This is a genomic window from Pseudonocardia wallangbongensis, from assembly GCF_054486945.1.
This window is the reverse complement of the sequence record NZ_JBRERS010000002.1, coordinates 339,194-360,704: the sequence shown is the minus strand read 5'-3', so window position 1 is coordinate 360,704 and position 21,511 is coordinate 339,194. Positions and strand designations below refer to the sequence as shown.

Annotated in this window: 15 protein-coding genes and 2 tRNA genes; 11 read left to right on the top strand and 6 right to left on the bottom strand. The window is 72.8% G+C overall.

The features are described 5' to 3' along the window. Positions 1 to 123: 123 nt before the first annotated feature. The 3 genes from ACU436_RS07945 (at position 124) to cimA (ending at position 4,275) form a co-directional block, all read left to right on the top strand. Positions 124 to 1,482 (top strand): MFS transporter, encoded by a 1,359-nt coding sequence (locus tag ACU436_RS07945; RefSeq protein WP_459023170.1) that lies wholly within the window; start codon positions 124 to 126, stop codon positions 1,480 to 1,482. 44 nt (positions 1,483 to 1,526) lie between these two features. Further along, positions 1,527 to 2,492, top strand: coding sequence for an iron-siderophore ABC transporter substrate-binding protein (locus tag ACU436_RS07940; protein WP_459023168.1), 966 nt, complete (start codon positions 1,527 to 1,529; stop codon positions 2,490 to 2,492). A gap of 169 nt (positions 2,493 to 2,661) precedes the next feature. After that, positions 2,662 to 4,275 carry a citramalate synthase gene (gene cimA / locus ACU436_RS07935; protein WP_459023166.1) on the top strand — a complete coding sequence of 538 codons (1,614 nt, stop codon included), beginning with the start codon at positions 2,662 to 2,664 and terminating at the stop codon, positions 4,273 to 4,275. On the opposite strand, the gene ACU436_RS07930 is transcribed toward cimA, so the two are convergent. After that, positions 4,265 to 5,083: an alpha/beta fold hydrolase gene (locus ACU436_RS07930; RefSeq protein WP_459023164.1), complete on the bottom strand. Its 819-nt coding sequence runs from the start codon at positions 5,081 to 5,083 to the stop codon at positions 4,265 to 4,267. The genes cimA and ACU436_RS07930 overlap by 11 nt on opposite strands. Before the next feature lie 150 nt (positions 5,084 to 5,233). Here ACU436_RS07930 and ACU436_RS07925 point away from each other — a divergent pair, with 150 nt between their 5' ends. Then, positions 5,234 to 6,034: an HD domain-containing protein gene (locus tag ACU436_RS07925; RefSeq protein WP_459023163.1), complete on the top strand. Its 801-nt coding sequence runs from the start codon at positions 5,234 to 5,236 to the stop codon at positions 6,032 to 6,034. 7 nt (positions 6,035 to 6,041) lie between these two features. Here the strand turns inward: ACU436_RS07925 and ACU436_RS07920 are convergent, their stop codons facing one another. Then, entirely contained in the window at positions 6,042 to 7,298 is a 1,257-nt protein-coding gene (locus tag ACU436_RS07920) for an FAD-dependent oxidoreductase (protein ID WP_459024287.1), read from the bottom strand. Positions 7,299 to 7,411: 113 nt separating this feature from the next. Between ACU436_RS07920 and gltX the strand changes: the two genes are divergently transcribed. From gltX to ACU436_RS07905, 3 genes are all read left to right on the top strand, one after another. Beyond that, positions 7,412 to 8,905, top strand: a complete 1,494-nt coding sequence (gltX, locus tag ACU436_RS07915) for a glutamate--tRNA ligase (protein ID WP_459023161.1) — start codon at positions 7,412 to 7,414, stop codon at positions 8,903 to 8,905. Positions 8,906 to 8,950: 45 nt separating this feature from the next. Continuing rightward, positions 8,951 to 9,022 (top strand) — tRNA-Gln (locus ACU436_RS07910). Between the two features lie 51 nt (positions 9,023 to 9,073). After that, positions 9,074 to 9,146, top strand: a tRNA-Glu gene (locus ACU436_RS07905). On the opposite strand, the gene ACU436_RS07900 is transcribed toward ACU436_RS07905, so the two are convergent. Beyond that, positions 9,144 to 9,569 carry a hypothetical protein gene (locus ACU436_RS07900; protein ID WP_459023159.1) on the bottom strand — a complete coding sequence of 142 codons (426 nt, stop codon included), beginning with the start codon at positions 9,567 to 9,569 and terminating at the stop codon, positions 9,144 to 9,146. The two genes, ACU436_RS07905 and ACU436_RS07900, sit on opposite strands and share 3 nt — an antisense overlap. Before the next feature lie 382 nt (positions 9,570 to 9,951). Between ACU436_RS07900 and ACU436_RS07895 the strand changes: the two genes are divergently transcribed. Continuing rightward, a complete protein-coding gene (locus ACU436_RS07895) occupies positions 9,952 to 11,160 on the top strand; it encodes a cytochrome P450 (protein ID WP_459023157.1) in 1,209 nt (402 codons plus the stop codon). 4 nt (positions 11,161 to 11,164) lie between these two features. On the opposite strand, the gene ACU436_RS07890 is transcribed toward ACU436_RS07895, so the two are convergent. The 3 genes from ACU436_RS07890 to ACU436_RS07880 all read right to left on the bottom strand — a co-directional run bounded on the left by ACU436_RS07890 (position 11,165) and on the right by ACU436_RS07880 (position 18,857). Next, positions 11,165 to 12,982 (bottom strand): Hsp70 family protein, encoded by a 1,818-nt coding sequence (locus ACU436_RS07890; RefSeq protein WP_459023155.1) that lies wholly within the window; start codon positions 12,980 to 12,982, stop codon positions 11,165 to 11,167. 118 nt (positions 12,983 to 13,100) lie between these two features. Beyond that, entirely contained in the window at positions 13,101 to 18,026 is a 4,926-nt protein-coding gene (locus ACU436_RS07885; RefSeq protein WP_459023153.1) for an AAA family ATPase, read from the bottom strand. A gap of 129 nt (positions 18,027 to 18,155) precedes the next feature. Beyond that, a complete protein-coding gene (locus tag ACU436_RS07880; RefSeq protein WP_459023151.1) occupies positions 18,156 to 18,857 on the bottom strand; it encodes an IclR family transcriptional regulator in 702 nt (233 codons plus the stop codon). 53 nt (positions 18,858 to 18,910) lie between these two features. Here ACU436_RS07880 and leuC point away from each other — a divergent pair, with 53 nt between their 5' ends. From leuC to ACU436_RS07865, 3 genes are read left to right on the top strand one after another with little or no spacing between them, the layout of a single operon-like run. After that, positions 18,911 to 20,329, top strand: a complete 1,419-nt coding sequence (gene leuC, locus ACU436_RS07875) for a 3-isopropylmalate dehydratase large subunit (protein WP_459023150.1) — start codon at positions 18,911 to 18,913, stop codon at positions 20,327 to 20,329. After that, entirely contained in the window at positions 20,329 to 20,922 is a 594-nt protein-coding gene (leuD, locus tag ACU436_RS07870; RefSeq protein ID WP_459023148.1) for a 3-isopropylmalate dehydratase small subunit, read from the top strand. The genes leuC and leuD overlap by 1 nt, the downstream gene beginning before the upstream one ends. Positions 20,923 to 20,970: 48 nt before the next feature. Then, entirely contained in the window at positions 20,971 to 21,447 is a 477-nt protein-coding gene (locus ACU436_RS07865; RefSeq protein ID WP_459023146.1) for an HU family DNA-binding protein, read from the top strand. Positions 21,448 to 21,511 lie beyond the last annotated feature (64 nt).

The window sequence follows — 21,511 nt, the reverse complement described above, 5'->3', positions numbered from 1 at the left end:
GGCGGAATGGGAAGACCCGTTGCAGCAAAGCCACTTTCATGCAATGAGATGGCATGGAAGTGGCTTTGCTGCAATCGCGGGGTGGTCCTGCGGCGGGGGCGGCACCCACTTAGGGTCACCCGGGTGGACGAAGATGTGAGGCCCTCTGCCGGGAATCAGGTCGACGACGGCTCCGGCAACGTCGTCGACCGTCGCAACCTGCGCACGGCGGCGTGGGGTGGGCTCATCGGCACCGCTCTGGAGCAGTACGACTTCGTCATCTACGGCACCGCGACCGCGATCATCTTCAACAAGATCTTCTTCACCCAGGCGGATCCGGCGATCGGGGTGCTGGCGGGTTTCGCGACGTACGCGGTGGGCTTCCTCGCCCGGCCGCTGGGCGGGTTGTTCTTCTCCCGCTACGGCGACCGGCTGGGGCGGAAGTTCGTGCTGGTGGCGACGCTGTTCCTGATGGGGATCTCGACGTTCCTGATCGGGGCGTTGCCGACGTACGAGCAGGTGGGTGCGCTGGCGCCGGCGTTGCTCGTGGTGTTGCGGCTGTTGCAGGGGCTCGGGGCCGGGGCGGAGCAGGCGGGTGGGGTGGTGCTGCTCACCGAGGTCGCGCCGCGGGAGCGTCGTGGCCGGTACGCGTCGCTGGTGTTCGTGGGGGCGTCGGCCGGGACGGCGCTCGGGGCGGTGATCTGGATCCTCGTCCAGATGCTGCCGCCGGACCAGCTGCTGGCGTGGGGCTGGCGGGTGGTGTTCTTCTCCAGCGCGTTCGTGACGATCGCGGCGTACGTCCTGCGCAGGCGGTTGCGCGACGCGCCGGTGTTCGAGCAGGCGAAGCGCGAGCGGGCGCAGGAGCAGCGGGTCGAGGTCTCTCCGATCAAGAGCGTGTTCACGGTGGGGCGCAGGCCGTTCTACCGGACGCTCGCGTTGAACATCGGCGGCCACACGCAGTCGTACGTGTTCCAGGTGTTCATGGCCAGCTACCTGATCCAGACGGTGGGGGTCGACGCGCGGTTGGTGCCGCAGGCGTTGCTGGTCGGGGCGCTGTTCGGCTGCCTGTCCGCGTACGTCACGGGCTCGCTCACCGACCGTTTCGGGCGGCGGCCGGTGATCATCGCGGTGGCCGCGTTCCTGGTCGTGTTCCCGGCACCGGCCTTCCTGATGCTGGACACGGGCAACCCGGCGCTCGTCGTGCTGGTGATCGTGATCGGCTTCATCTTCGCCGCGTACGGCACGGTCGGCTCGCAGGGTGCCGCGTTCGCCGAGCTGGTCGGCTCGCGCTACCGCTATGCGGGGGTGACGCTCGGGCGGGAGTTCTCCGCGGTGCTCGGTGGCGGGATCGCGCCGCTGCTCGCGGCGGTGCTGGTGCAGGTCACCGCCGGTTGGATCGGGGTGGCGATCTACATGAGCGCGATCATGCTCATCAGCCTGGTCACGGCGATCAGGATGCCCGAGACGCGGGGCCGGGACCTGCGGCTCGAAGCCGATGCGTGATCCAGGTTATTGCAGCCTCACCTAACTTGAGATAGACAGCCCCGGTGCTCCGTCGCCTCCTGATCGGTCTCGCCGCCGCAGCCCTCCTCGCCGGGTGCGCCTCGGGTGCCGCGCCGCAGGCGGCGCCACCCGCCGGCGTCACGGTGGCGCACGAGTTCGGTGAGACGGTGGTGCCGGCGCATCCGCAGCGCGTGGTGTCGCTCGGCTACACCGAGCAGGACGCGATCCTGGCGTTCGGGGTGGTGCCGGTCGCCGTCCGCTACGCGTTCGGGCCGGAGGACGACGCGTTCTTCCCGTGGGCCGACGCCGCCGCGGGCCCCGCCCGGCCGGTGATCCTGCCGCGGGAGGGCGTCGACTTCGAGCAGATCGCCGCGCTGCAGCCGGACCTGATCATGGCCGTCACGGCGGGCCTGGACCGGCAGCAGTACGACACGCTCAGCCGCATCGCGCCCACGGTCGTGCAACCCGCCGAGTACGTCGACTTCGGCACGCCGTGGCAGGTGCAGACGAGGGTGACGGGCCAGGCGCTCGGGCAGCCGGAGCGCGCCGAGGAGCTCGTGGCGCAGGTCGAGGCGCGGTTCGCCGAGGTCAGGGCCGCGCATCCCGGGCTCGAGGGCCGCACCGTCGCCCTCTCCGGTCCGATGTACGACGGCAACTACCCCTTCCACGCCACCGACGACACCCGCACCCGGTTCTTCGGCGCGCTCGGCATGGTCGTGCCACCCGAGCTCGACGCGGCGGCGGGCGACAGCTTCTACGGCACGGTGAGCCGGGAGAACGCGGGCATGCTGAACGCCGACGTGCTGGTCTGGCAGGCCGGCTCTCCGCAGGAGCGGGCCGGGATCGAGGCCGACCCGATCCTCGCCGCGTTGCCCGTGGTCCGCGAGGGCCGGGCGCTGTTCATGGACGGCACCGACTACGACGCGCTGCAGTTCTCGAGCGTGCTCAGCCTGCCGCACCTGCTGGACGGGTTCGTCCCGCGGCTCGCCGCCGCAGGGGGGCGCGTGTGACACGGCGGGACGGCGCGTGCCACACTGGGCTCGTGCAGCACCTCTACGTGATCATTATTGACGAGCGCGTCGGCTAACCAGCACCACAGCCGACGCGCAGACCTCTCGCATTCGCGGGGGGTCTTTTTTGTTGCCCGAATCGCGTCCCGACAGCCAGGAGCCCCTCGAAATGTCCCGAACCGAACCGGCCGGAACCCCGCTCGGTGACGCCTTCCACGTCTTCGACACGACGCTTCGGGACGGGGCCCAGCGCGAGGGCATCAGCTACTCGGTGGCCGACAAGCTCGCCGTCGCCCGCCACCTCGACGCGCTGGGCGTCGGTTTCATCGAGGGCGGCTGGCCGGGCGCGCTGCCGAAGGACACCGAGTTCTTCGCCCGCGCCGCGGCGGGGGAGCTCGAGTTGCGGCACGCGGTGCTCGTGGCGTTCGGCTCGACGCGGCGGGCCGGGCTCACCGCGGCGGCGGACCCGCAGGTGCGCGCGCTGCTCGACTCCCGGGCCCCGGTCGTGACGCTGGTGGCGAAGTCCGACCGCCGCCACATCGAGCGGGCCCTGCGCACCGACGTCGCCGAGAACTGCGCGATGGTCGCCGACACGGTCTCGTTCCTGCGGGGCGAGGGGCGGCGGGTGTTCCTCGACGCCGAGCACTTCTTCGACGGCTACCGGTTCGACCCCGACACGGCGCTGCGGGTGCTGGATGCGGCCGTGACGGCCGGCGCCGACGTCGCGGTGCTGTGCGACACGAACGGCGGCATGCTCCCGCTGGGCATCGCGGAGGTGGTGACCGAGGTGGCCGCGCGCACGGGCTTCCGCCTGGGCATCCACTGCCAGGACGACACGGGCGCCGCGGTGGCCAACTCGGTCACGGCGGTACAGGCGGGTGCGACGCACGTGCAGTGCACCGCCAACGGCTACGGCGAGCGGACCGGCAACGCCGACCTGTTCGCCGTGGTCGGGAACCTGGTGACGAAGCTGGGCATGCCCGTCCTACCGGACGGCGCGCCCGGCGAGCTGACCCGCACCTCGCACGCGTTGGCGGAGATCGCCAACATCGCACCCGAGGGCCACCAGGCCTACGTCGGGACGTCTGCGTTCGCCCACAAGGCGGGCCTGCACGCGAGTGCGATCAAGGTGGACCCGGAGCTCTACAACCACATGGACCCTGCGGTTGTGGGCAACGGGCAGCGGGTGCTCGTCACCGAGATGGCCGGCCGGGCCAGCGTCGAGCTCAAGGGCTCTGAGCTCGGCCTGGACCTGGCCGGCCATCCCGACGCGGTGTCGTCGGTCGCGCGGACGGTGAAGGAGCGCGAGGCGGTGGGGTGGTCGTTCGAGGCCGCGGACGCCTCGCTCGAGCTGCTCATGCGCTCGGCCATCGGCGCGGACGCGCCGGCACCGTTCACGCTCGAGTCGTACCGCGTGATCATCGAGCACGGCGCCGACGGCGCGGTGGTCGCCGAGGCGACGGTCCGGGTGCAGCTGGACGGGGAGCGACTGATCGCCACCCAGGAGGGCAACGGCCCGGTCAACGCCCTGGACGCGGCGCTGCGTGCGGCGCTGTCGCCGAGGTGTCCGTGGCTGGCGGGGGTGGAGCTCTCCGACTACAAGGTGCGCATCCTCAGCCACGGCACCGATGCCGTGACGCGCGTGCTGGTCGAGTCGACGGATCGCTCCGGGTCGTGGACGACCGTCGGGGTGCACGGCAACGTCGTCGAGGCGTCCTGGCTGGCGCTGGTGGACGCCCTCGCCTACGCGGCCCTGCGCGAGCGCGTCGCGGTCAGCCCTTGAGCAGCTCCAGCAGCTCGGCGTTCAGCTGTTCCGCGTGCGTGACGAACAGCCCGTGCCCCGCCGTCGGGTACTCGACGTAACGGCACCCGGGCACCAGGTCCGCGGTGCGCCTGCCGGTGAGCGCGACGGGTGCGGACGTGTCCGCGGCACCGTGCACGACCAGCGTGGGCACCGTGATCTCGCGCAGCCCGGCCCGGTGGTCAGCGTGGAACATGGACCGGAAGAGCTGCGCGGTCGCCCACGGCGAGGCGGACAGGCACTTGCGGATCGTCCAGTCGATCAGGGCGGGCGAGACGTCGTTGCCCAGGTGGGTGGCGTACCAGACCTGGGCCTGCCGGGCGAACCACTTCGGGCGGTCGGTCCGGAGCTGGGCGAGCACCGCTTCGTGGGCGGCCTCGGGGAGCCCGTCGGGGTTGTCCTCGGTCTGCTTCATGAACGGGATGACGGCGGCGAGGAACGCGACGCGCGCAACCCGCTCCTCGCCGTGCCGGACCAGGTAGCGGGCCACCTCGGCCCCGCCGAACGAGTGCCCCACCAGCGTGACGCCGGTCAGGTCGAGGTGCTCCAGCAGGGCGGCGAGGTCGTCGGACGTGGTGTCCACGTCGTAGTCGGTCGACGGGCGGTCGGAACGGCCGTGCCCGCGCCGGTCGAGCGCGATGCAGCGGTACCCGCGCTCGACGAAGTACGGGATCTGGTACTCCCACATGTCCGTGTCCAGCACCCAGCTGGAGACGAAGACGATCGGCTCGCCGGTTCCGTGGTCCTCGTACGCGAGGCGGGTTCCGTCGTGCGTGGTGAAGTGCGACATCGTGGTCTCCTCGTCGTCGTGCTGACGAGGACCACGGTGGCGCCCGTGGGGTAGCCGGGTCGATGACCCGGCGGGTAAGGCTCGCCGGAAGGCTTTCTGGACCGGGACTGCTGTGCAACGCTAACGGTTGATCGCCGCGAGGGGGCCACGATGACCGATCACGAGGAACCGCAGGCTCCGAGCCCGTTCCGGGCCGTCGGGGACATGGGCTGGGTCCGCGAGCCGCTGGACGACGCGGTGGGCGGCAGGCGCCGGGTGATCGCCCCACCCGCCGCGGCCACGCTCGGCACCCCGGCCCACAGCGGCGCGAAGGCCGCCCAGCGGGCCGAGATGGACAAGCCGAACACCGTGTACATGATGGGCGACAACCCGGCCCTGCCGAAGATGCCCGAGCGTCCCACGCTGGAGGACTTCTACCGGCTGCGTTTCGACGACTTCTCCGTCTCGCACATGCTGCAGAGCGCCCGGCTGGCCCGGGAGAAGGGCCTCGACGAGAAGGTCGTGCTGGCCTGCCTGCTGCACGACATCGCCGTGCCCGGCCTGCTGCGCAGCGACCACGGCTACTGGGGCGCGCAGATGGTGGCGCCGTACGTGGACGAGGAGGTCGCCTGGGCGATCGAGAAGCACGAGGCGTTGCGGTACTTCGCGGACGAGTCGGTCGGCTACGCCTACCCGAAGGAGTACATCGCCTTCTTCGGCGCCGACTACGACCCGCCGGAGTACATCCACCGCGAGCACGAGGCGGCCCGCACGCACCGCTGGTACATGACGTCGCGGCTCGTCACGCTGAACGACATGTACTCGTTCGATCCGGACGCCCGCGTGGACTTCGAGGAGTTCACCGACCTCGTCGGGCGGCACTTCCGGCAGCCGAGCGAAGGGCTGGGGTTCGACGGGTCACCGGTCGCGCACATGTGGCGCACCATGATCTGGCCGAACAACTTCCTGTAAGCCCGGATCAACTCGGCGGAGGGGCGGGCTCGGGCGCGCGGCGCGCCCAGGCGGGTGCGTGCTCCGGGAAGGGGCCGATCGCGACGAGGCGCCCCGGCACGCCCTGCAGCACCGGGAAGCGGCGCAGCAGGCGCAGGGGCGGCGGGAGCGCCTCGGTCGGCGCGGTCGGCACGGAGCCGTCGGCCGGGCCGGCGGGGCTCGCCACCGGGGTGTTCGCCGTGGTGGCCCGGCGGCTGAGCACGGCCCGGTGGGCGAGGCGCTGGGCACCCTGGATCAGCGCCGTGGGCCACCACCGGCGCCGCTGCACCCGCCGGAGCAACGAGCGCGGCACGACGCCGCCGGAGCGCAGGGCGGGCGCGAGCAGCCTCGCGGCGGCCACGGCGTCGGCGACGGCGAGGTTGATCCCCACACCGCCCACCGGTGACATCGCGTGCGCGGCGTCACCGATCAGCAGCAGGCCCTCGCGGTGCCAGCTGCGCAGCCGTTCCAGCTTCACGTCCAGCAGCTTCACGTCGTCGAGGGACGTCAACGCGTCGAGCCGGTCGGCCATCCACGGCGCCAGGGCCGCGATCCGCTCCCGGAACCGCTCCAGGCCCGCCGCGCGCATCGCGGCGTCGCTGCCCTTGGCGATGAGGAACGCGCACTGCCAGTAGTCGCCGCGATCGATCATGACGGCGAACTGCCCGCCGGAGACGCGGCCGAGCAGGCCCGCCGGGTCGGTCTCCCGCCGGGGCAGCCGGAACCACCAGACGTCGATCGGCACACCGAAGGTGCGGGGTACGAGACCGGCAGCCGCGCGCACCGCCGAGTCACGGCCGTCACAGGCGACCGTGAGGCTCGCCCGGATCTCGTGCTCGGAACCATCGGTGCGGTCGCGGTAGTGGACCCCGCTCACGCGTTCGCCGTCGCGCAACAGCCCGACGGCTTCGGCGTTGCGCCGCAGCGTGAACGTCGGCTCCTCCTCGGCCGCGTCGGCCACCAGGTCGAGGAAGTCCCACTGCGGCACGAGGGCGATGTGCTGGTGCGCGCCGGGCAACCTGCTCAGGTCGCCGACCTGCACGGTCCCGGCGTCGAGCTGCACCTGGATCTGGTCGACCTCGCGGTGCGGCAACGCCGCGAAACGCTCGCCGAGCCCCAGCTCGTCGAGCAGGGTGAGGGTCGAGGCGTGCACGGTGTCGCCGCGGAAGTCCCGCAGGAAGTCGGCGTGCTTCTCCAGGACGGTGGTCTCGACGCCGGCCCGCGCCATGAGCAGGCCGAGGATCATCCCCGCCGGACCACCGCCGACGACGAGGCAGGTCGTGCGCTCAGTGCTCGACACCCGTCGGTTTCTACGCCGACGGGAACCTCCTGGCCAGGCCTCGATAGGCTGGCCGCATCATGAACGCTGGCAATGACGTCCGGGTGCGCTTCTGCCCGTCGCCGACGGGCACCCCGCACGTCGGACTGATCCGCACCGCCCTGTTCAACTGGGCACACGCCCGCCACAACGGCGGCACCTTCGTGTTCCGGATCGAGGACACCGACGCCCGGCGCGACTCCGTCGAGTCGTACGAGGCCCTGCTCGACGCCCTGCGTTGGCTCGGTCTCGACTGGGACGAGGGCCCGGAGGTCGGGGGCCCGCACGGGCCCTACCGCCAGAGCGAGCGTGGCGACTCCTACCGCAACGCCCTCGGGCTCCTCGTGCAGGCGGGCGAGGCATACGAGTCGTACTCGACACCCGAGGAGATCGAGGCCCGGCACCGGGCGGCCGGCCGCGACCCCAAGCTCGGCTACGACAACGCCGACCGCGACCTCACCGAGGAACAGAAGGCGGCGTTCCGCGCCGAGGGGCGCTCGCCGGTGTTCCGGCTGCGGATGCCCCACCGCGACATCACGTTCGACGACCTCGTCCGCGGCCCCGTCACGTTCAAGGTCGGCACGGTGCCCGACTTCGTGCTCGCCCGCGGTGACGGCACCCCGCTCTACCCGCTCACCAACCCGCTCGACGACGCCCTCATGGGCATCACCGACGTGCTGCGCGGGGAGGACCTGCTCTCGTCCACCCCGCGCCAGATCGCGCTGCTCGAGGCGCTGCAGCGGGTGGGGATCGGGAACGGACCGTTCCGGTACGGGCACCTGCCGCTCGTCACCGGCGAGGGCAACCGCAAGTTGTCCAAGCGCGACCCGCAGTCGAACCTCTTCCTCTACCGCGATCGCGGATTCCTGCCCGAGGGGTTGCTGAACTACCTCGCATTGCTCGGCTGGTCGATCGCCGATGACCGCGATGTGTTCACGATCGCCGAGATGGTCGATGCGTTCGACGTCACACGCGTGTCGAGCAATGCCGCGCGATTCGATCTCAAGAAGGCCGAAGCGATCAATGCGGCGCATCTGCGGGCGCTGCCGGTCGACGAGTTCGCCCGACGCGTCGAGCCCTACCTCGAGGCCGAGGGTGTGATCACCGGCACGCCCACCGAGGAGCAGCGCGCGGTGCTTGCGGCCGCGGCGCCACTGGTGCAGGAGCGCAGCGTCGTGCTGTCCGACGCCGCGCGCATGCTGCGCTTCCTCTTCGTGCCCGAGGACGGCTTCGCACCGGACGACGACGCGGCGGAGAAGAACCTCGGCGCCGACGCCGCCCCGGTGCTCGAAGCGGCCCTGACCGGCCTCGACGCCGTTCCCGAGTGGTCCCACGAGCAGATCGAGGGCGCCCTCAAGGCCGCGCTCGTGGACGGCCTGGGCCTCAAACCACGCAAGGCATTCGCACCCGTGCGGGTGGCCGTCAGCGGCCGCACGGTCTCGCCGCCGCTCTACGAGTCCATGGAACTGCTGGGTCGCGAGCGCTCCCTCGCCCGCCTGAGGGCCGGTTTGGAGCGCGCTGCGAGCCTCGGCTAGAGTGGTCGGCGCAGGGTACGGACGCCTCCGGCGATCGTGAACCCTTGGGGTATGGTGTAATTGGCAGCACGACTGATTCTGGTTCAGTTAGTCTAGGTTCGAGTCCTGGTACCCCAGCGGAAACGCTCCAGAAGCGGTCTGATAAACTCAACACGGAGCGATTCCCAGGGCCCCGTCGTCTAGCGGCCTAGGACGCCGCCCTCTCAAGGCGGTAGCGCGGGTTCAAATCCCGTCGGGGCTACGCGAGGGGCGAGGTGTGTTCGCGGAGAACGCGGACCACCTCGCTCCGCTTTATTTCTGGGGGCGCAGCCCCCAGACCCCACCCGGAGGGGCTTCGCCCCCCGGACCCCCCTCCTGTGGTTGCGTTGGCATCTTCGGCTTCCGCCTGGCCTTCGGCTTCGGCCTCGCCTTCCGCCTGGCCTTCGGCTTCGGCCTCGCCTTCCGCCTGGCCTTCGGCTTCGGCCTCGCCTTCCGCCTGGCCTTCGGCTTCGGCCTCGCCTTCCGCCTGGGCTTCGGCTTCGGCTGGCGGCTCGCCTCTTGTGGTTGCGTGGGCATCCCTCCCGCGTTGCGTCTCGTGCGTGGGCCCGGCCGCCCGAGGCTTGATCGGCGATTCGGCGCGTTTGCGTGTCATATTTGCCCGTTTTCGCACCGAAGCCGTGATCATGTCCGTGAAACCGGCCTCCGGTGGCGCCGCGCGCCCCACCGGGCAGGCCCTGGCCTGCCCGCGATACTGCCCGGAGGGGTCGCAGAGGCTCGCCCGTCAAGGGGCGCGAAGCGACGCGAAGCGCCCTTGACGGGTGAGGGGCGGCCCCGCACGATGCGCGGCGCCACCGGAGGCCCTGCGGTCCGGGGCAGACTTCATCTGCGCCGCTCCGAGCGGTGGTGCCATGTGCGGTGCCAGCCGCGCGGTCGGTCCAGCCCGGGTGTTCCTCCAGGTGAAGTGGGTGTTTCGGCCTCATTCGACAGGCGGGACACCAGCTGGCCCCGCTGCTGTGGCACCATAGTGATGCCAGATTGGCTCAACACGAGCGAGACGAGGAATGGTCATGGGTGAGTCCGTCCACGCCGTCACGACCCTGCCGACGGCGCGTCGGCCCGGCTGCCCCTTCGACCCGCCGGCAGAGCTGATCGACGCCCGGCGGCACGGCCCGATCAGCCGCTACCGGTTCCCCGACGGGCACGAGGGCTGGCTGGTCACCGGGTATGACCTGGTCAGGGCGGTTCTGGCGGACTCGCGGTTCAGCTCGCGCAAGGAGCTGATGCTCCACCACCCGCTCATCGACTTCAGCGGGGTGGAGGTCCCGCCTGCGCCTCCCGGCGAGTTCCTGCTCATGGACGAGCCGCGGCACGGGCGCTATCGGAAACCGCTGGTGGGCAAGTTCACCGTACGGCGGATGCGGCTGCTCACCGAGCGCGTCGAGCAGATCACCGCCGACCACCTCGACGCCATGGAGGAGGCCGGGCCGCCGACCGACCTGATGACGGCGTTCGCCACGCCCATCCCCGCCATCATGATCTGCGAGCTGCTCGGCGTGCCGTACGAGGACCGGGGCTCCTTCGAGAAGCAGGTCGAGTCGTTCATGAACGGGGAGACGAGCGACGAGGAGATGATCGCGGCCTACACCGCGGTCCAGCAGTACCTCGCGGAGCTGGTGGCCGCCAAGCGCGCGAACCCCACGGACGACGTGCTCAGCGACCTCACGGACAGCGATCTGACCGATGAGGAGCTGCGGGGGATGAGCCTGATCCTGCTGGCGGCCGGGCTCGACACCACCGCGAACATGCTGGGCTTAGGCACCTTCGCGCTGCTGAGCAACCCGGCGCAGCTGGCAGCGCTGCGCGCCGACCCCGCGCTCGCCGAGCCGGCCGTGGAGGAGCTGCTGCGGTACCTGAGCGTTGCCAAGACGTTCATGCGGACGGCGCTTCAGGACGTCGAGCTGGGCGGCACGACCATCGAGGCCGGCACGACGGTGATCCTTTCCTACAACACGGCCAACCGGGACCGCGGGCGGTTCGCCGATCCCCACGTGCTCGACGTCCGCAGGCACGCCGGCGGGCACCTGGCCTTCGGCCACGGCATCCACCAGTGCCTGGGGCAGCAGCTGGCCCGCGTCGAGATGCGGGTCGCGTTCCCGGCGCTGTTCAGCCGGTTCCCCACGCTGCGCCTGGCCGTACCGGCCGACGAGGTCGGCCTGCGCCCGGAGACCGCGGACATCTACGGGGTGAAGAGCCTCCCGGTCACCTGGGACGCCTGACCCGTCAGACCGGCGCCGCCGCGTCGGGCGTCTGGCTGGCGCCGCCGCCCTGGTTGTCCGTGGGCTCGGTGGTCGGTTCCGTCGTCGGCGGGGTGGTCGGCACCGTGGTGTCCGGCGGGGGCGTGGTCGTCACGGGGGGTTCCGTGGTCGTCACCGGCGGGTCTTCCGTGGTGGGGCGCGTCTGCGGTGGCGGTGGCGGGACCGGGCGGGTGACCGGCGGCTGCTCCTCCGTGGGCGCCGGGCGCTCCGTCGTGGTCGGCGCCGGCTCGCTGGCCTCCTGCGTGGGGGCGGGGCGGGGGGTGGTCGCGGCGGCCGGTTCCGTGTCCGGCTGCGGCCACAGGAACACGGCGGCGATCACGGCCATGGCCGCTGCCACCGCGCCGGCCGTCACCAGGAACGACGGGCTCTTCCCACGAGGCTCGGGTGCGTAGTCGTACCGGGGCTCGTAGGGCTCGTAGGGCTCGTCGTCGAAGTCCGGGGCGTAGTTGGGGGTGGCCGGGCGGGGCGGGGGAGCCACGGGTGGGCGCGGGGGTGCGGGCCGGTACGGCGGAAGGCTCGAGCTCGCACCGCCCATCGGGCCAGGGCCGTACGGGCCGCCGCCCGGCGGCGCCGCGGGCGGCCCGTACGGCCCCTGCGGACCACCGCCCCCGCCGTGCGGCGGGGCACCCGCGGCGCCGGCGGCGATCGGGAACCGCGCCGAGCCGCCCGTGCGCGGCGCCGGGACGCGCGGCCGCGGCCCGGAGCCGGTGGGCGGTGCCGGCAGCAACGACAGGACGGCACCCATCGAGATGGCGTTCTTCGGGTCGACGTCGACCGTGACGGGCCGGCCGAGCAGCTCCGAGACGAGCTGCCCCACCAGCGGGATGCGCGACGAACCGCCGACCAGCAGCACCGCCGACAGCTGCTGCGGCGCCAGCCCGGCCGAGCCCACCGCGCGCTGCAGCGCGTCGACCGTGTCCTCGACCTGCGGGCGGATGGCCGCCTCGAACTCGCTGCGGTGCATCCGCACCGAACCCTGCGCCCTGGGCGTCAGCACGGGGATCGACACCTCGGTGTCGCTGCTGAGCGCTTCCTTCGCCTCGACGCACTCGCGCCGGATCGCGGCGATCGCGGACAGGACCGCGGGATCGCTCTCGTCGAGGCCTTCGAACGCCTCCGGCATGCCGGCCATGACGTGCTCGAAGACGATCTCGTCGAAGTCGATGCCGCCGAGGCGGTCGACCCCTTCCGGCCGGCCGAGGAGCTTGAAGGTGTGCCCGTCCTTGTGCACGACGGCCGCGTCGAACGTGCCGCCGCCGAAGTCGTAGACGGCGATCGTCGAGCCGGGCTCCACCCGTTCGGCCGACGCGTAGTGCAGCGCCGCGGCCTGCGGCTCGGCGAGGTAGGAGACCTGCAGGCCCTGCCCGGCGAGCGCACCGCCGAGCCGCTCGGTCTTGTGCGGCCCCCACGAGGCGGGCAGCGTGACGGCGATCCGGGCGGCGGGGCCGGCCTCGCGCTGCGCGACGCGGTCGACGACCCAGCGAACGAGCCGGGCCGAGAGGTCCTCCGGGGCCCACGGCCGGCCGCCGACGATCAGCGGGGTCGGGTCGCCGATGCGGCGCTTGAACTCGCGGACGACGTGGTCGGGCGAGCTCACCGCGCGGCGTTCGGCCGCCTCTCCGACGACGACGCTGCCGTCGTCACCGAGGTAGAGCACCGAGGGGACGGCGCTGGCGCGGTCGCCGAGGTTGACGATCTCGGTCTCGCCGGGGCGCGCGTCGAGCCTACCGATCGCGGCAGCCGTGCGCGTGGTGCCCAGATCGATGCCGAGCAGGTAACTCATCGTCCCCCGTCTTCAGTCGCTTGGCGGCTTGCGTGGTGACTTGCTGTGGTGAGCGCGCCGTCAGAGGCCACGTTAGCGGCCCGGCAGGATGATGGCTGGGCAGGTCGCGCGATCGGTACTAGCGGGAGGTGACGGAGCCGCTCACCGCGGTGAGCGGTAGCTGCGCGATCAATCTGGTGCCCGCCCCGGGCGGGCTGTCGACGTCGACGCGGCCGCCGAGGGCCTCCACGCGGTCCTTGATGCCGAGCAGGCCCGTGCCGCGCATGAGATCGGCGCCGCCGGGGCCGTCGTCGTGCACGGTGACGTGCAGGGCCCCACGGTCCGCGTCGGCCTCGACGGTGACGGTGACGGTCGAGGCGAGAGCGTGCTTGGCCGCGTTGGTCAGTGCCTCGGCGACGACGTAGTACGCGCTGACCTCCACCGGCTCGGGCAGCCGCCCCTCGGCGCGGATCCGGAGGTCGACGGGGAGCGTCGAGCGGCGGGCGAGCGTCCGCAGTGCGGGCGGGAGGCCGCCCTCCACCAGTATCGCCGGGTGGATGCCGCGGGCGATCTCGCGCAGCTCGCGCGCCGCCCCGTTGGCCTCGTCCAGGGCGGCGCGCAGCCGTCCGGCGAGCGGGTCGAGCTCGGGCGGGACCGCGGCCCGCGCCGCATCCAGCTGCAGCGCCAGCGAGACCAGCCGCTGCTGGGCACCGTCGTGCAGGTCCCGCTCGATCCGCCTGCGCTCCTGGTCGGCCGCGGCGACGATCCGCGCCCGCGAGGCGCTGAGCTCGGCGTAGAGCTGGGCGTTGTCGAGCGAGACCGCGAGCTGGCCCGCGATGAGCGCGACGGCGTCGAGGCGGTCGACGGTGAAGGCGCCGCGGATGAGGCGGTTCTCGAGCAGCAGCACCGCCCGGAGGGCTCCCCGGCTGAGTACGGGCAGGGCCAGCAGCGAGCAGCAGCCGGCGCCGGCGAAGTAGGGGTCGCGGGCGAACCGGTCGTCGTCGGTGGCGTCGGTGACGACGAGCGGCTCGCGTAGCCGTCGCGCGTAGCGGAGCACGGACATCGGTGGCGCGGGTTGGGTACCGCCGGGGGGCGCAGCGGGCTGGACCCAGTCGTCCCGGTCGCCGCTCCACAGCAGCAGGTGCACCGCGGTGGCGCCGGTCATCGCGCTGAGCACGTCGGCGACGCGGGTGTGCAGCCGTTCGACGCTGGTCTCGGAGCTCAGCGCCTGGGACGCGGACAGGACGCCGAGCAGGTCGAGCGTGCCGGAGGCCACCGTGGACCGGCGGTGCGGCAGGTCGGCCGGTGGCCGCAGTGCCGGGTAGGCCCAGTCCAGCTGCTCGGTCTTCGCGGCGGCACCCCAGGCGGCGTACTGCGCGCGGGCCTGGGCGAGCAGCTCGTGTCCGGTGTGGTCGAGGCCGTGCTCGAGGAAGAAGCGGGCGGCCCGTTCGGCGATCAGGGCCCGGTGCCACGGCCGCCGGCGCAGCGCGGACTCGCGGCGCGCGGCGTCGAATGCAACGGCCGCGGCGCGGAAGTCGCCCACCGCCCACGCCCGCTCGGCCTCGACCAGCCACTGCAGGTGCAGGAGGTTCTCGGGCGCGTCCGCGGCGCGGGCGCCGAGCCAGTGCACCACGCCGTCGAGCTCGGACAGCAGGTCGGCGCGCTCGTCCTCGTCGGCGGCCCGTACGTCCCCGGCGAGGGCGAGCCCGCGCAGCAGGTGGGCGACCGCCGTCGGGTAGAGGCCCAGCGCGGCCGGCAGCAGCGGCATCGCGGATGCGGCGTGCCGGGACATCTCGGCGGGCTCGCCGAACACGGCGGCGGCGATCGCCCTGGTGAGGTGGGCGACGAGCAGCGCGACCGGGTTGTCGGTGAGCCGCTCGACCGGGCTGGGGTCGGCGCCGCCTCCCCGCAATGCGTCGGCCAGCCACCGGTACCCGTCCAGCCACTGGCCGAGGTCGGCGCTGCCGGTCCGCCGCACGAACGCCAGACCGGTCTCCACCTGGGTGACGAAGGCGTCCACCGAGGGGGCGCAGTCCAGCAGGTTCGGCACGATCGCGTAGAGGGCGTAGCCGGCGTTGGCCAGGTCGTCGCTCGCGATCAGCCCTTCCGTGGCGCGCCGGCCCGCCTGGACGCCGTTCTCGATCGGCTCGCACCACCAGCCGACGCACGCGGACACGAAGCGGGCCTGCGAGGTCCCGGGTTCGTAGCCGCGCGCCTCGCCCAGCTCGAGAATCCGCTGCGCCGCCCGGCACCCGGCAGCGGTGTCGCCGCGCAGCGCGATGGCGTGGAAGGCCGCGATGCTCGCGGGGCCGATCAGCGTCGGGCCCGGACCGTGGTGGAGCCAGATCCGCACGGCCTCGAGGGAGAGCCAGCCGACCAACGCGTGGTCGCTGTAGTAGGCGGTCGGCAGCAGGGCGTTGAGCACGTGGGTGGCGGCGACCAGGGCCGGGTCGGTGATGGCCGGGCCGGCCGGTTCGTCGGCGGTCTCCGTGGCCAGCCACCGGTAGAAGTGGTCGAACTGGCGGTCGAGCTCGCCGGCAAGCCGGTCGGCCGGCGGCACGCCGATGCCCAGGTCGCGCAGCGCCTCGACGCCCATGGCGGTCGCCTCGGCGAAACGCTTCCGGTGGGTCAGGCTCCGCACCTGCACGGACGTCGCGAGCGCCCGGTCCGTGGCGGAACGGGTCAGCCCGTCGATCGCGCGGAACTGCTCGTCCGCCTCCTCCAGCCGGCCCATGCTGAACAGCGCGCGGTGGCGGCCGGTGTGCAGCTCGAGCAGCGTGGCGGTGTCGGCCGGGTCGGCGATGCCGAGCGCGGCCGTCAGGAGCTGGGCCACCAGCTCGTGGTCCCCGATCAGCACCGCCGGCCCGGTGGCCCGGCGGAGCAGGCGCACCACGGCCCGCCGCTCCGTCCGCTCGGTGACCAGGTCGATCACCGGCAGGTACTGCTCCGCCGCCGTCCCGGGGTGCTCCGGATCCAGGGCGAGTCGCCGCGCCATGGCGAGGTGGAGGGCGCGCCGCCGCCGCGCGCCCAGCCCGCTCAGCACGGCCTCACGCATGCGGTCGTGCCGGAACCGCACCACCGCGCCTCGCCCACCCCCCGTGCGCGCACCGGGCTCCACGACGAGAACGCCCTCGTCGAGGGCCGGTGCCAGGCGCTGCTCGACCTCGGCCGCCGGAACACCGGTCGCGGTGTGCAGGACGCCCCGCTCGACCCGCCCGCCCAGGCACGCCATCGCCTCCGTGAGCTCACGGGATGGCGGCGCGAGCGCATGCGCGCGGGAGATCGCCAGCCCGCCGGCATCGGCCCGGTCCAGCCGGGCGCGCACCGCCTGCTCGTCCCACCGCCACCCGGCTTCCGTCGCCGTCAGCGCACCGTCGCGCCGGAGCGCGTCCAGCAGCTCCACGACCTCGTAGGGGTTGCCCGACGTCTGCGGGCCGATCAGCTCGACGAGACCCGCCGCCGCGTCCCGGTCCACGTGCAACATCTCGGCGACCAGGGCGACGGAGCCCGCCACGGGCAGGTTCTCCAGGCGCACGTGCAGCACGTCGTCCCGCTCGCGCCACCGCGACATCAACGGCGTGAGCGGATCCGCCCCGTCGAGGTCGGCCTCGCGGTACGTGCCGACCAGCAGCACCCCGTCGATGGGCTCCTCGGTCAGTACGAGGTCGACGAAGCCGAGCGGGGTGCGCTCGCTCCACTGCATGTCGTCGAAGAACATCACGACTGGTCGGGTCGGCGACGCGACGGCCCGCAGGATCGCAACGCCCGCGCGCTGCGACCGCACCTGCGACGACAGCGGATCGCCCGGATCGGGCGGCGTTCCCAGGAGGGTGCCGAACTCGGGCAGGATCGCCGCGATCAGGGGCGCGTTCGGGCCCAGTTCCGCGAGGAGCCGGCGGCGAACCTCGGCCAGCTCGCGTTCCGGCTCGGCCAGCAGCAGCCGACCCAGCGCGCGGAACGCGTGGTACCCGGCGTTGAAATGCGGATTCCGGCGGTGCTGGTCGAACTTGCCTGCCACGAACCACCCGTGGCTGCCGGTGACCGCGGGCCGCAGCTGGTCGACCAGGGCGGTCTTCCCCACCCCCGGGGCGCCGCCGACGAGCGCGCCCCGGCAGCGGCCCGCCAGCGCGCCGTCGAACGCCGCCCGCAGCGCCGCCACCTCGTGGTGGCGCCCGACCAGCCGGGACGGTGGCGGCAACCGCAGCGGGACGTCGCGCTCACCGACCCGCAGCCGGCCCGGTCCCGCCTGCGCCTGCTCGAGGTCGTGGACCACGCCCTCGGCCGACTGGTACCGGTTGTCCGGCTCCTTCTCCAGCAGGTGCAGGATGATCTCCGAGAGCGCCGCCGGTACGTCCGGGTTCGCCTCCGCCGGGGGTGCCGGAACCCGAGCCAGGTGATCGTGCGTGAGCCGCAGCGGGTCGCCGGAGCCGAACGGCGGCGCGCCGGTGGCCAGCTCGTACAGCGTGGCGCCGAGGGCGTAGAGGTCGGCCCGCTGGTCGACGGGACGTCCGGTGCGCCCGGTCTGCTCAGGCGCGAGGTACGCCAGCGTGCCCACGATCTCGGTGTGGTGGGTGAACTCGGGGCGCAGCTCGGCGAGCGACGTCGCCAGCGCGAAGTCCACCAGGCACGGGGCGCCGTCGGGGGAGACGACGATGTTCGCCGGGGTGATGTCCCGGTGCATCACGCCGCGGCCGTGCATGCCGGCCACCGCTCGTGCCACCCTCGTCGCGAGTGCGATCAGCTCGCCGGGGGTCCGGGGTGGCGCCCGCTCGGCGAGGCTCGTGCCGTGGACGTCCGCGAGCAGGATCGCGGTCCCGCCGTCCGGGTGGCCCTCCGGAGGGCCGAGGAGCTGCGCGACTCCCGGCACGCCGCGGAGCCGCTCGAGGATCGCCAGTTCGTGGCGCAGCCGGCGCTCGGCGTCCGGTCCCAGCGGTTCCTTGCGGATGACCGAGCCGCCGGCGAGGACGAGCCGGGTGATGCGCGTGCGCTCGCTCTCGTGCACCGCGCCCGCCCCCGTCCGGCCTCGCTCCGTCTCCGTGCGCGACAGGACGACTCCTGTGCGCAACGAGACGACTGTGCACGAGTCGCGGGTGCGCGTACAGCCCCGGTGAGGCCATCGGCTCCATGGAGCCGTAGTGCTGCTTCGACGGCCTGCAGATCGCGTTGTGGATCCATGACGCCCGCAGCGTCACTCCTAGAGGCGGTGTTGTAGCGCTTCCGCGGCGGCCAGCAGGTCGGCGGCCCATCGCACGCCGGGGCGGCGGCCGATGCGGTCGACCGGACCGGACACCGAGACGGCTGCTACGACCTGGCCCGTGCTGTCGCGCACCGGCGCCGAGACGCTCGCGACGCCGGACTCGCGCTCCGCCACGCTCTGCGCCCACCCGCGCCTGCGGACGTCGACCAGCACGCGGTCGCCGTACGTGGCCTCGGCGAGCACGGCGCGCTGGACGGCCGGTTCGGCCCACGCCGCCAGCACCTTCGCGCCGGAGCCGGCCGTCATCGGCAGGCGCGTGCCCACCGGCACGGTGTCGCGCAGGCCGCTCGTGGGTTCGGCGGCGGCGATGCAGATGCGGTGGGTGCCGTCGCGGCGGTAGAGCTGCACGCTCTCGCCCGTGATGTCGCGCAGCCGCGGGAGCACGGCGCCCGCGGCCTCCAGCAGCGGGTCGACGCCCCCGGCGGCGAGCTCCGCGAGAGCCGGGCCGGGGCGCCAGCGGCCGTCGGCGCCGCGGTGGAGGAGACCGTGCACCTCCAGGCCGACGGCGAGCCGGTGGGCGGTGGCCCGGGGCAGCCCGGTGCGTTCGCACAGTTCCGCGAGGCCGCAGGGCTCGGCGGCGGTGGCCCGCAGCACCCCCATGGCCTTGTCGAGCACACCGATGCCGCTATGCTGTCTCACGAGCCGATACTAACTTCCCGAAATGTGAGACGTCCAGCGAGGAGGCTGCAGCCGTGGGGAACTCACGCACGCTGGCCGAGAAGGTCTGGGACCAGCACCTGGTCCGCAAGGGTGAGGGACAGGAGCCCGATCTCCTCTACATCGACCTGCACCTGGTGCACGAGGTCACCAGCCCGCAGGCGTTCGACGGGCTCCGCCTCGCCGGGCGCGGGGTGCGCAGGCCCGACCTCACGGTCGCCACCGAGGACCACAACGTGCCCACGGTGGACACCAACCTCCCGATCGCGGACCCGGTCTCGCGCACGCAGGTGGAGACGCTGCGCAAGAACTGCGCCGAGTTCGGGGTGCCGCTCTACCCGATGAACCACGCCGAGCAGGGCATCGTGCACGTCGTCGGCCCGCAGCTGGGGCTCACCCAGCCCGGCCTCACGGTCGTCTGCGGCGACAGCCACACCTCCACGCACGGCGCGTTCGGCGCCATGGCGTTCGGCATCGGCACGTCCGAGGTCGAGCACGTGCTGGCCACGCAGACGCTGCCGCTCAAGCGGTTCAAGACCATGGCGATCAACGTCAGCTCGAAGGACGGGAAGCTCCGTCCGGGCGTCACGAGCAAGGACGTCGTGCTGGCGATCATCGCGCAGATCGGCACCGGCGGCGGCCAGGGCTATGTGCTGGAGTACCGCGGCAACGTCATCGAGAACCTCTCGATGGAGGCCCGGATGACGGTCTGCAACATGTCGATCGAGGCGGGCGCCCGGGCCGGCATGATCGCTCCCGACGAGACCACCTTCGACTACCTGAAGGGCCGCGACCGCGCGCCGAAGGGCGCCGACTGGGACGCGGCCGTGGCCGCGTGGCGCGAGCTGCGCACCGACGACGACGCGGCGTTCGACGCCGAGGTCGACATCGACGGCGACGCGCTCACCCCGTTCGTCACCTGGGGCACCAACCCCGGCCAGGGCCTGCCGCTCGGGGCGAAGGTGCCGGACCCGGAGAAGATCGTCGACGAGAACGAGCGCGTCACCGCCGAGAAGGCCCTGACCTACATGGGGCTGCAGGCCGGGATGCCGCTGCGGGACATCCACGTCGACACGGTGTTCGTCGGCTCCTGCACCAACGGCCGGATCGAGGACCTGCGCGCCGCCGCCGACGTCATCAAGGGCCGCAAGGTGGCCGACGGTGTCCGGATGCTGGTGGTGCCGGGTTCGATGCGGGTGCGGTTCCAGGCCGAGTCGGAGGGCCTCGACGACGTGTTCCGGGAGGCCGGTGCCGAGTGGCGCTCGGCGGGCTGCTCGATGTGCCTCGGCATGAACCCCGACCAGCTCGCGCCCGGTGAGCGCAGCGCGTCCACGTCCAACCGCAACTTCGAGGGCCGCCAGGGCAAGGGCGGCCGCACGCACCTGGTGTCCCCGCTGGTGGCCGCGGCCACGGCGGTGCGCGGCACCCTGAGCAGCCCGGAGGACCTGGCCTGATGGAAGCGTTCCGCACCCACACCGGCATCGGCGTGCCGCTGCGCCGGTCCAACGTCGACACCGACCAGATCATCCCGGCCGTCTACCTCAAGCGCGTCACGCGCACCGGGTTCCAGGACGGCCTGTTCGCGGCCTGGCGGGCGAACGCGGACTTCATCCTCAACCAGGAGCCGTTCTCGCAGGGATCGGTGCTGGTCGCAGGGCCCGACTTCGGCACGGGCTCGTCGCGCGAGCACGCGGTCTGGGCGCTCATGGACTACGGGTTCCGCGTGGTGATCGCCGCCCGGTTCGGCGACATCTTCCGCGGCAACTCGGCCAAGCAGGGCCTGGTCGCGGCGCAGGTCGCGCAGCCGGACGTCGAGTTGCTGTGGAAGCTGCTGGAGAACGAGCCGGGCGTCGAGGTCACGGTCGACCTCGAGGAGAAGACCGTGCACGCGCGCGACCTCACGGTCCCGTTCCAGATCGACGACTACACCCGCTGGCGGCTGCTGGAGGGCCTGGACGACATCGGGCTCACGATGCGTCACGTCGACGAGATCACCGCGTTCGAGGTCACCCGTCCGGGACGGTTGCCCACCACCGCGCAGGTCTGACCGGCGTGCCGCTTCGGGCGGCCGGGCACACCCTTCTACCGTGGGTGTATGAACAAGACGCAGCTCGTGGACGCGCTCACCGAGCGCCTCGGGGACCGGCGCACCGCCGCGGCAGCCGTCGATGGGCTGCTCGAGACCATCGTCGACAGGGTCCGCTCCGGTGAGTCGGTGACGCTCACCGGGTTCGGGGTCTTCGAGGGTCGTGCCCGGGCCGCCCGCACCGCGCGCAACCCGCGCACCGGCGCCGCCGTGGCCGTGCCGGCCACCACCGTGCCGGCCTTCCGGCCCGGTGCCGGGTTCCGCGCGGCGGTCGGCGGGGCGGCGAAGCCGAGTGCTTCCGCGCCGGCGCCGGTCGCGGCGGAGCCCGCCGTCGAGGCGCCCGCCAAGCGGGGCAAGGCCACGAACGGCAAGGCGGTCCGGACCGCGGTCGGGACCAAGGGCGCGAGGAGCAAGGACGCCAAGGCCGAGAAGGACCGTGGCAAGGCCAAGGACGGCAAGTCCAAGAAGGCCAAGTCGAAGAAGTAGCTCTCACCTCGGATGGAGGCGGGGCCGTGCATGCGCGCGGCCCCGCCTCTTCGTGCGCCTGCGA

Coding starts and splice junctions, on each gene's coding strand:
- cimA (WP_459023166.1), top strand. CDS start 2,662: ATGTCCCGAACCGAACCGGCCGGAACCCCGCTCGGTGACGCCTTCCAC.
- ACU436_RS07930 (WP_459023164.1), bottom strand. CDS start 5,083: ATGTCGCACTTCACCACGCACGACGGAACCCGCCTCGCGTACGAGGAC.
- ACU436_RS07925 (WP_459023163.1), top strand. CDS start 5,234: ATGACCGATCACGAGGAACCGCAGGCTCCGAGCCCGTTCCGGGCCGTC.
- ACU436_RS07920 (WP_459024287.1), bottom strand. CDS start 7,298: ATGATCCTCGGCCTGCTCATGGCGCGGGCCGGCGTCGAGACCACCGTC.
- gltX (WP_459023161.1), top strand. CDS start 7,412: ATGAACGCTGGCAATGACGTCCGGGTGCGCTTCTGCCCGTCGCCGACG.
- ACU436_RS07900 (WP_459023159.1), bottom strand. CDS start 9,569: ATGATCACGGCTTCGGTGCGAAAACGGGCAAATATGACACGCAAACGC.
- ACU436_RS07895 (WP_459023157.1), top strand. CDS start 9,952: ATGGGTGAGTCCGTCCACGCCGTCACGACCCTGCCGACGGCGCGTCGG.
- ACU436_RS07890 (WP_459023155.1), bottom strand. CDS start 12,982: ATGAGTTACCTGCTCGGCATCGATCTGGGCACCACGCGCACGGCTGCC.
- leuD (WP_459023148.1), top strand. CDS start 20,329: ATGGAAGCGTTCCGCACCCACACCGGCATCGGCGTGCCGCTGCGCCGG.
- ACU436_RS07865 (WP_459023146.1), top strand. CDS start 20,971: ATGAACAAGACGCAGCTCGTGGACGCGCTCACCGAGCGCCTCGGGGAC.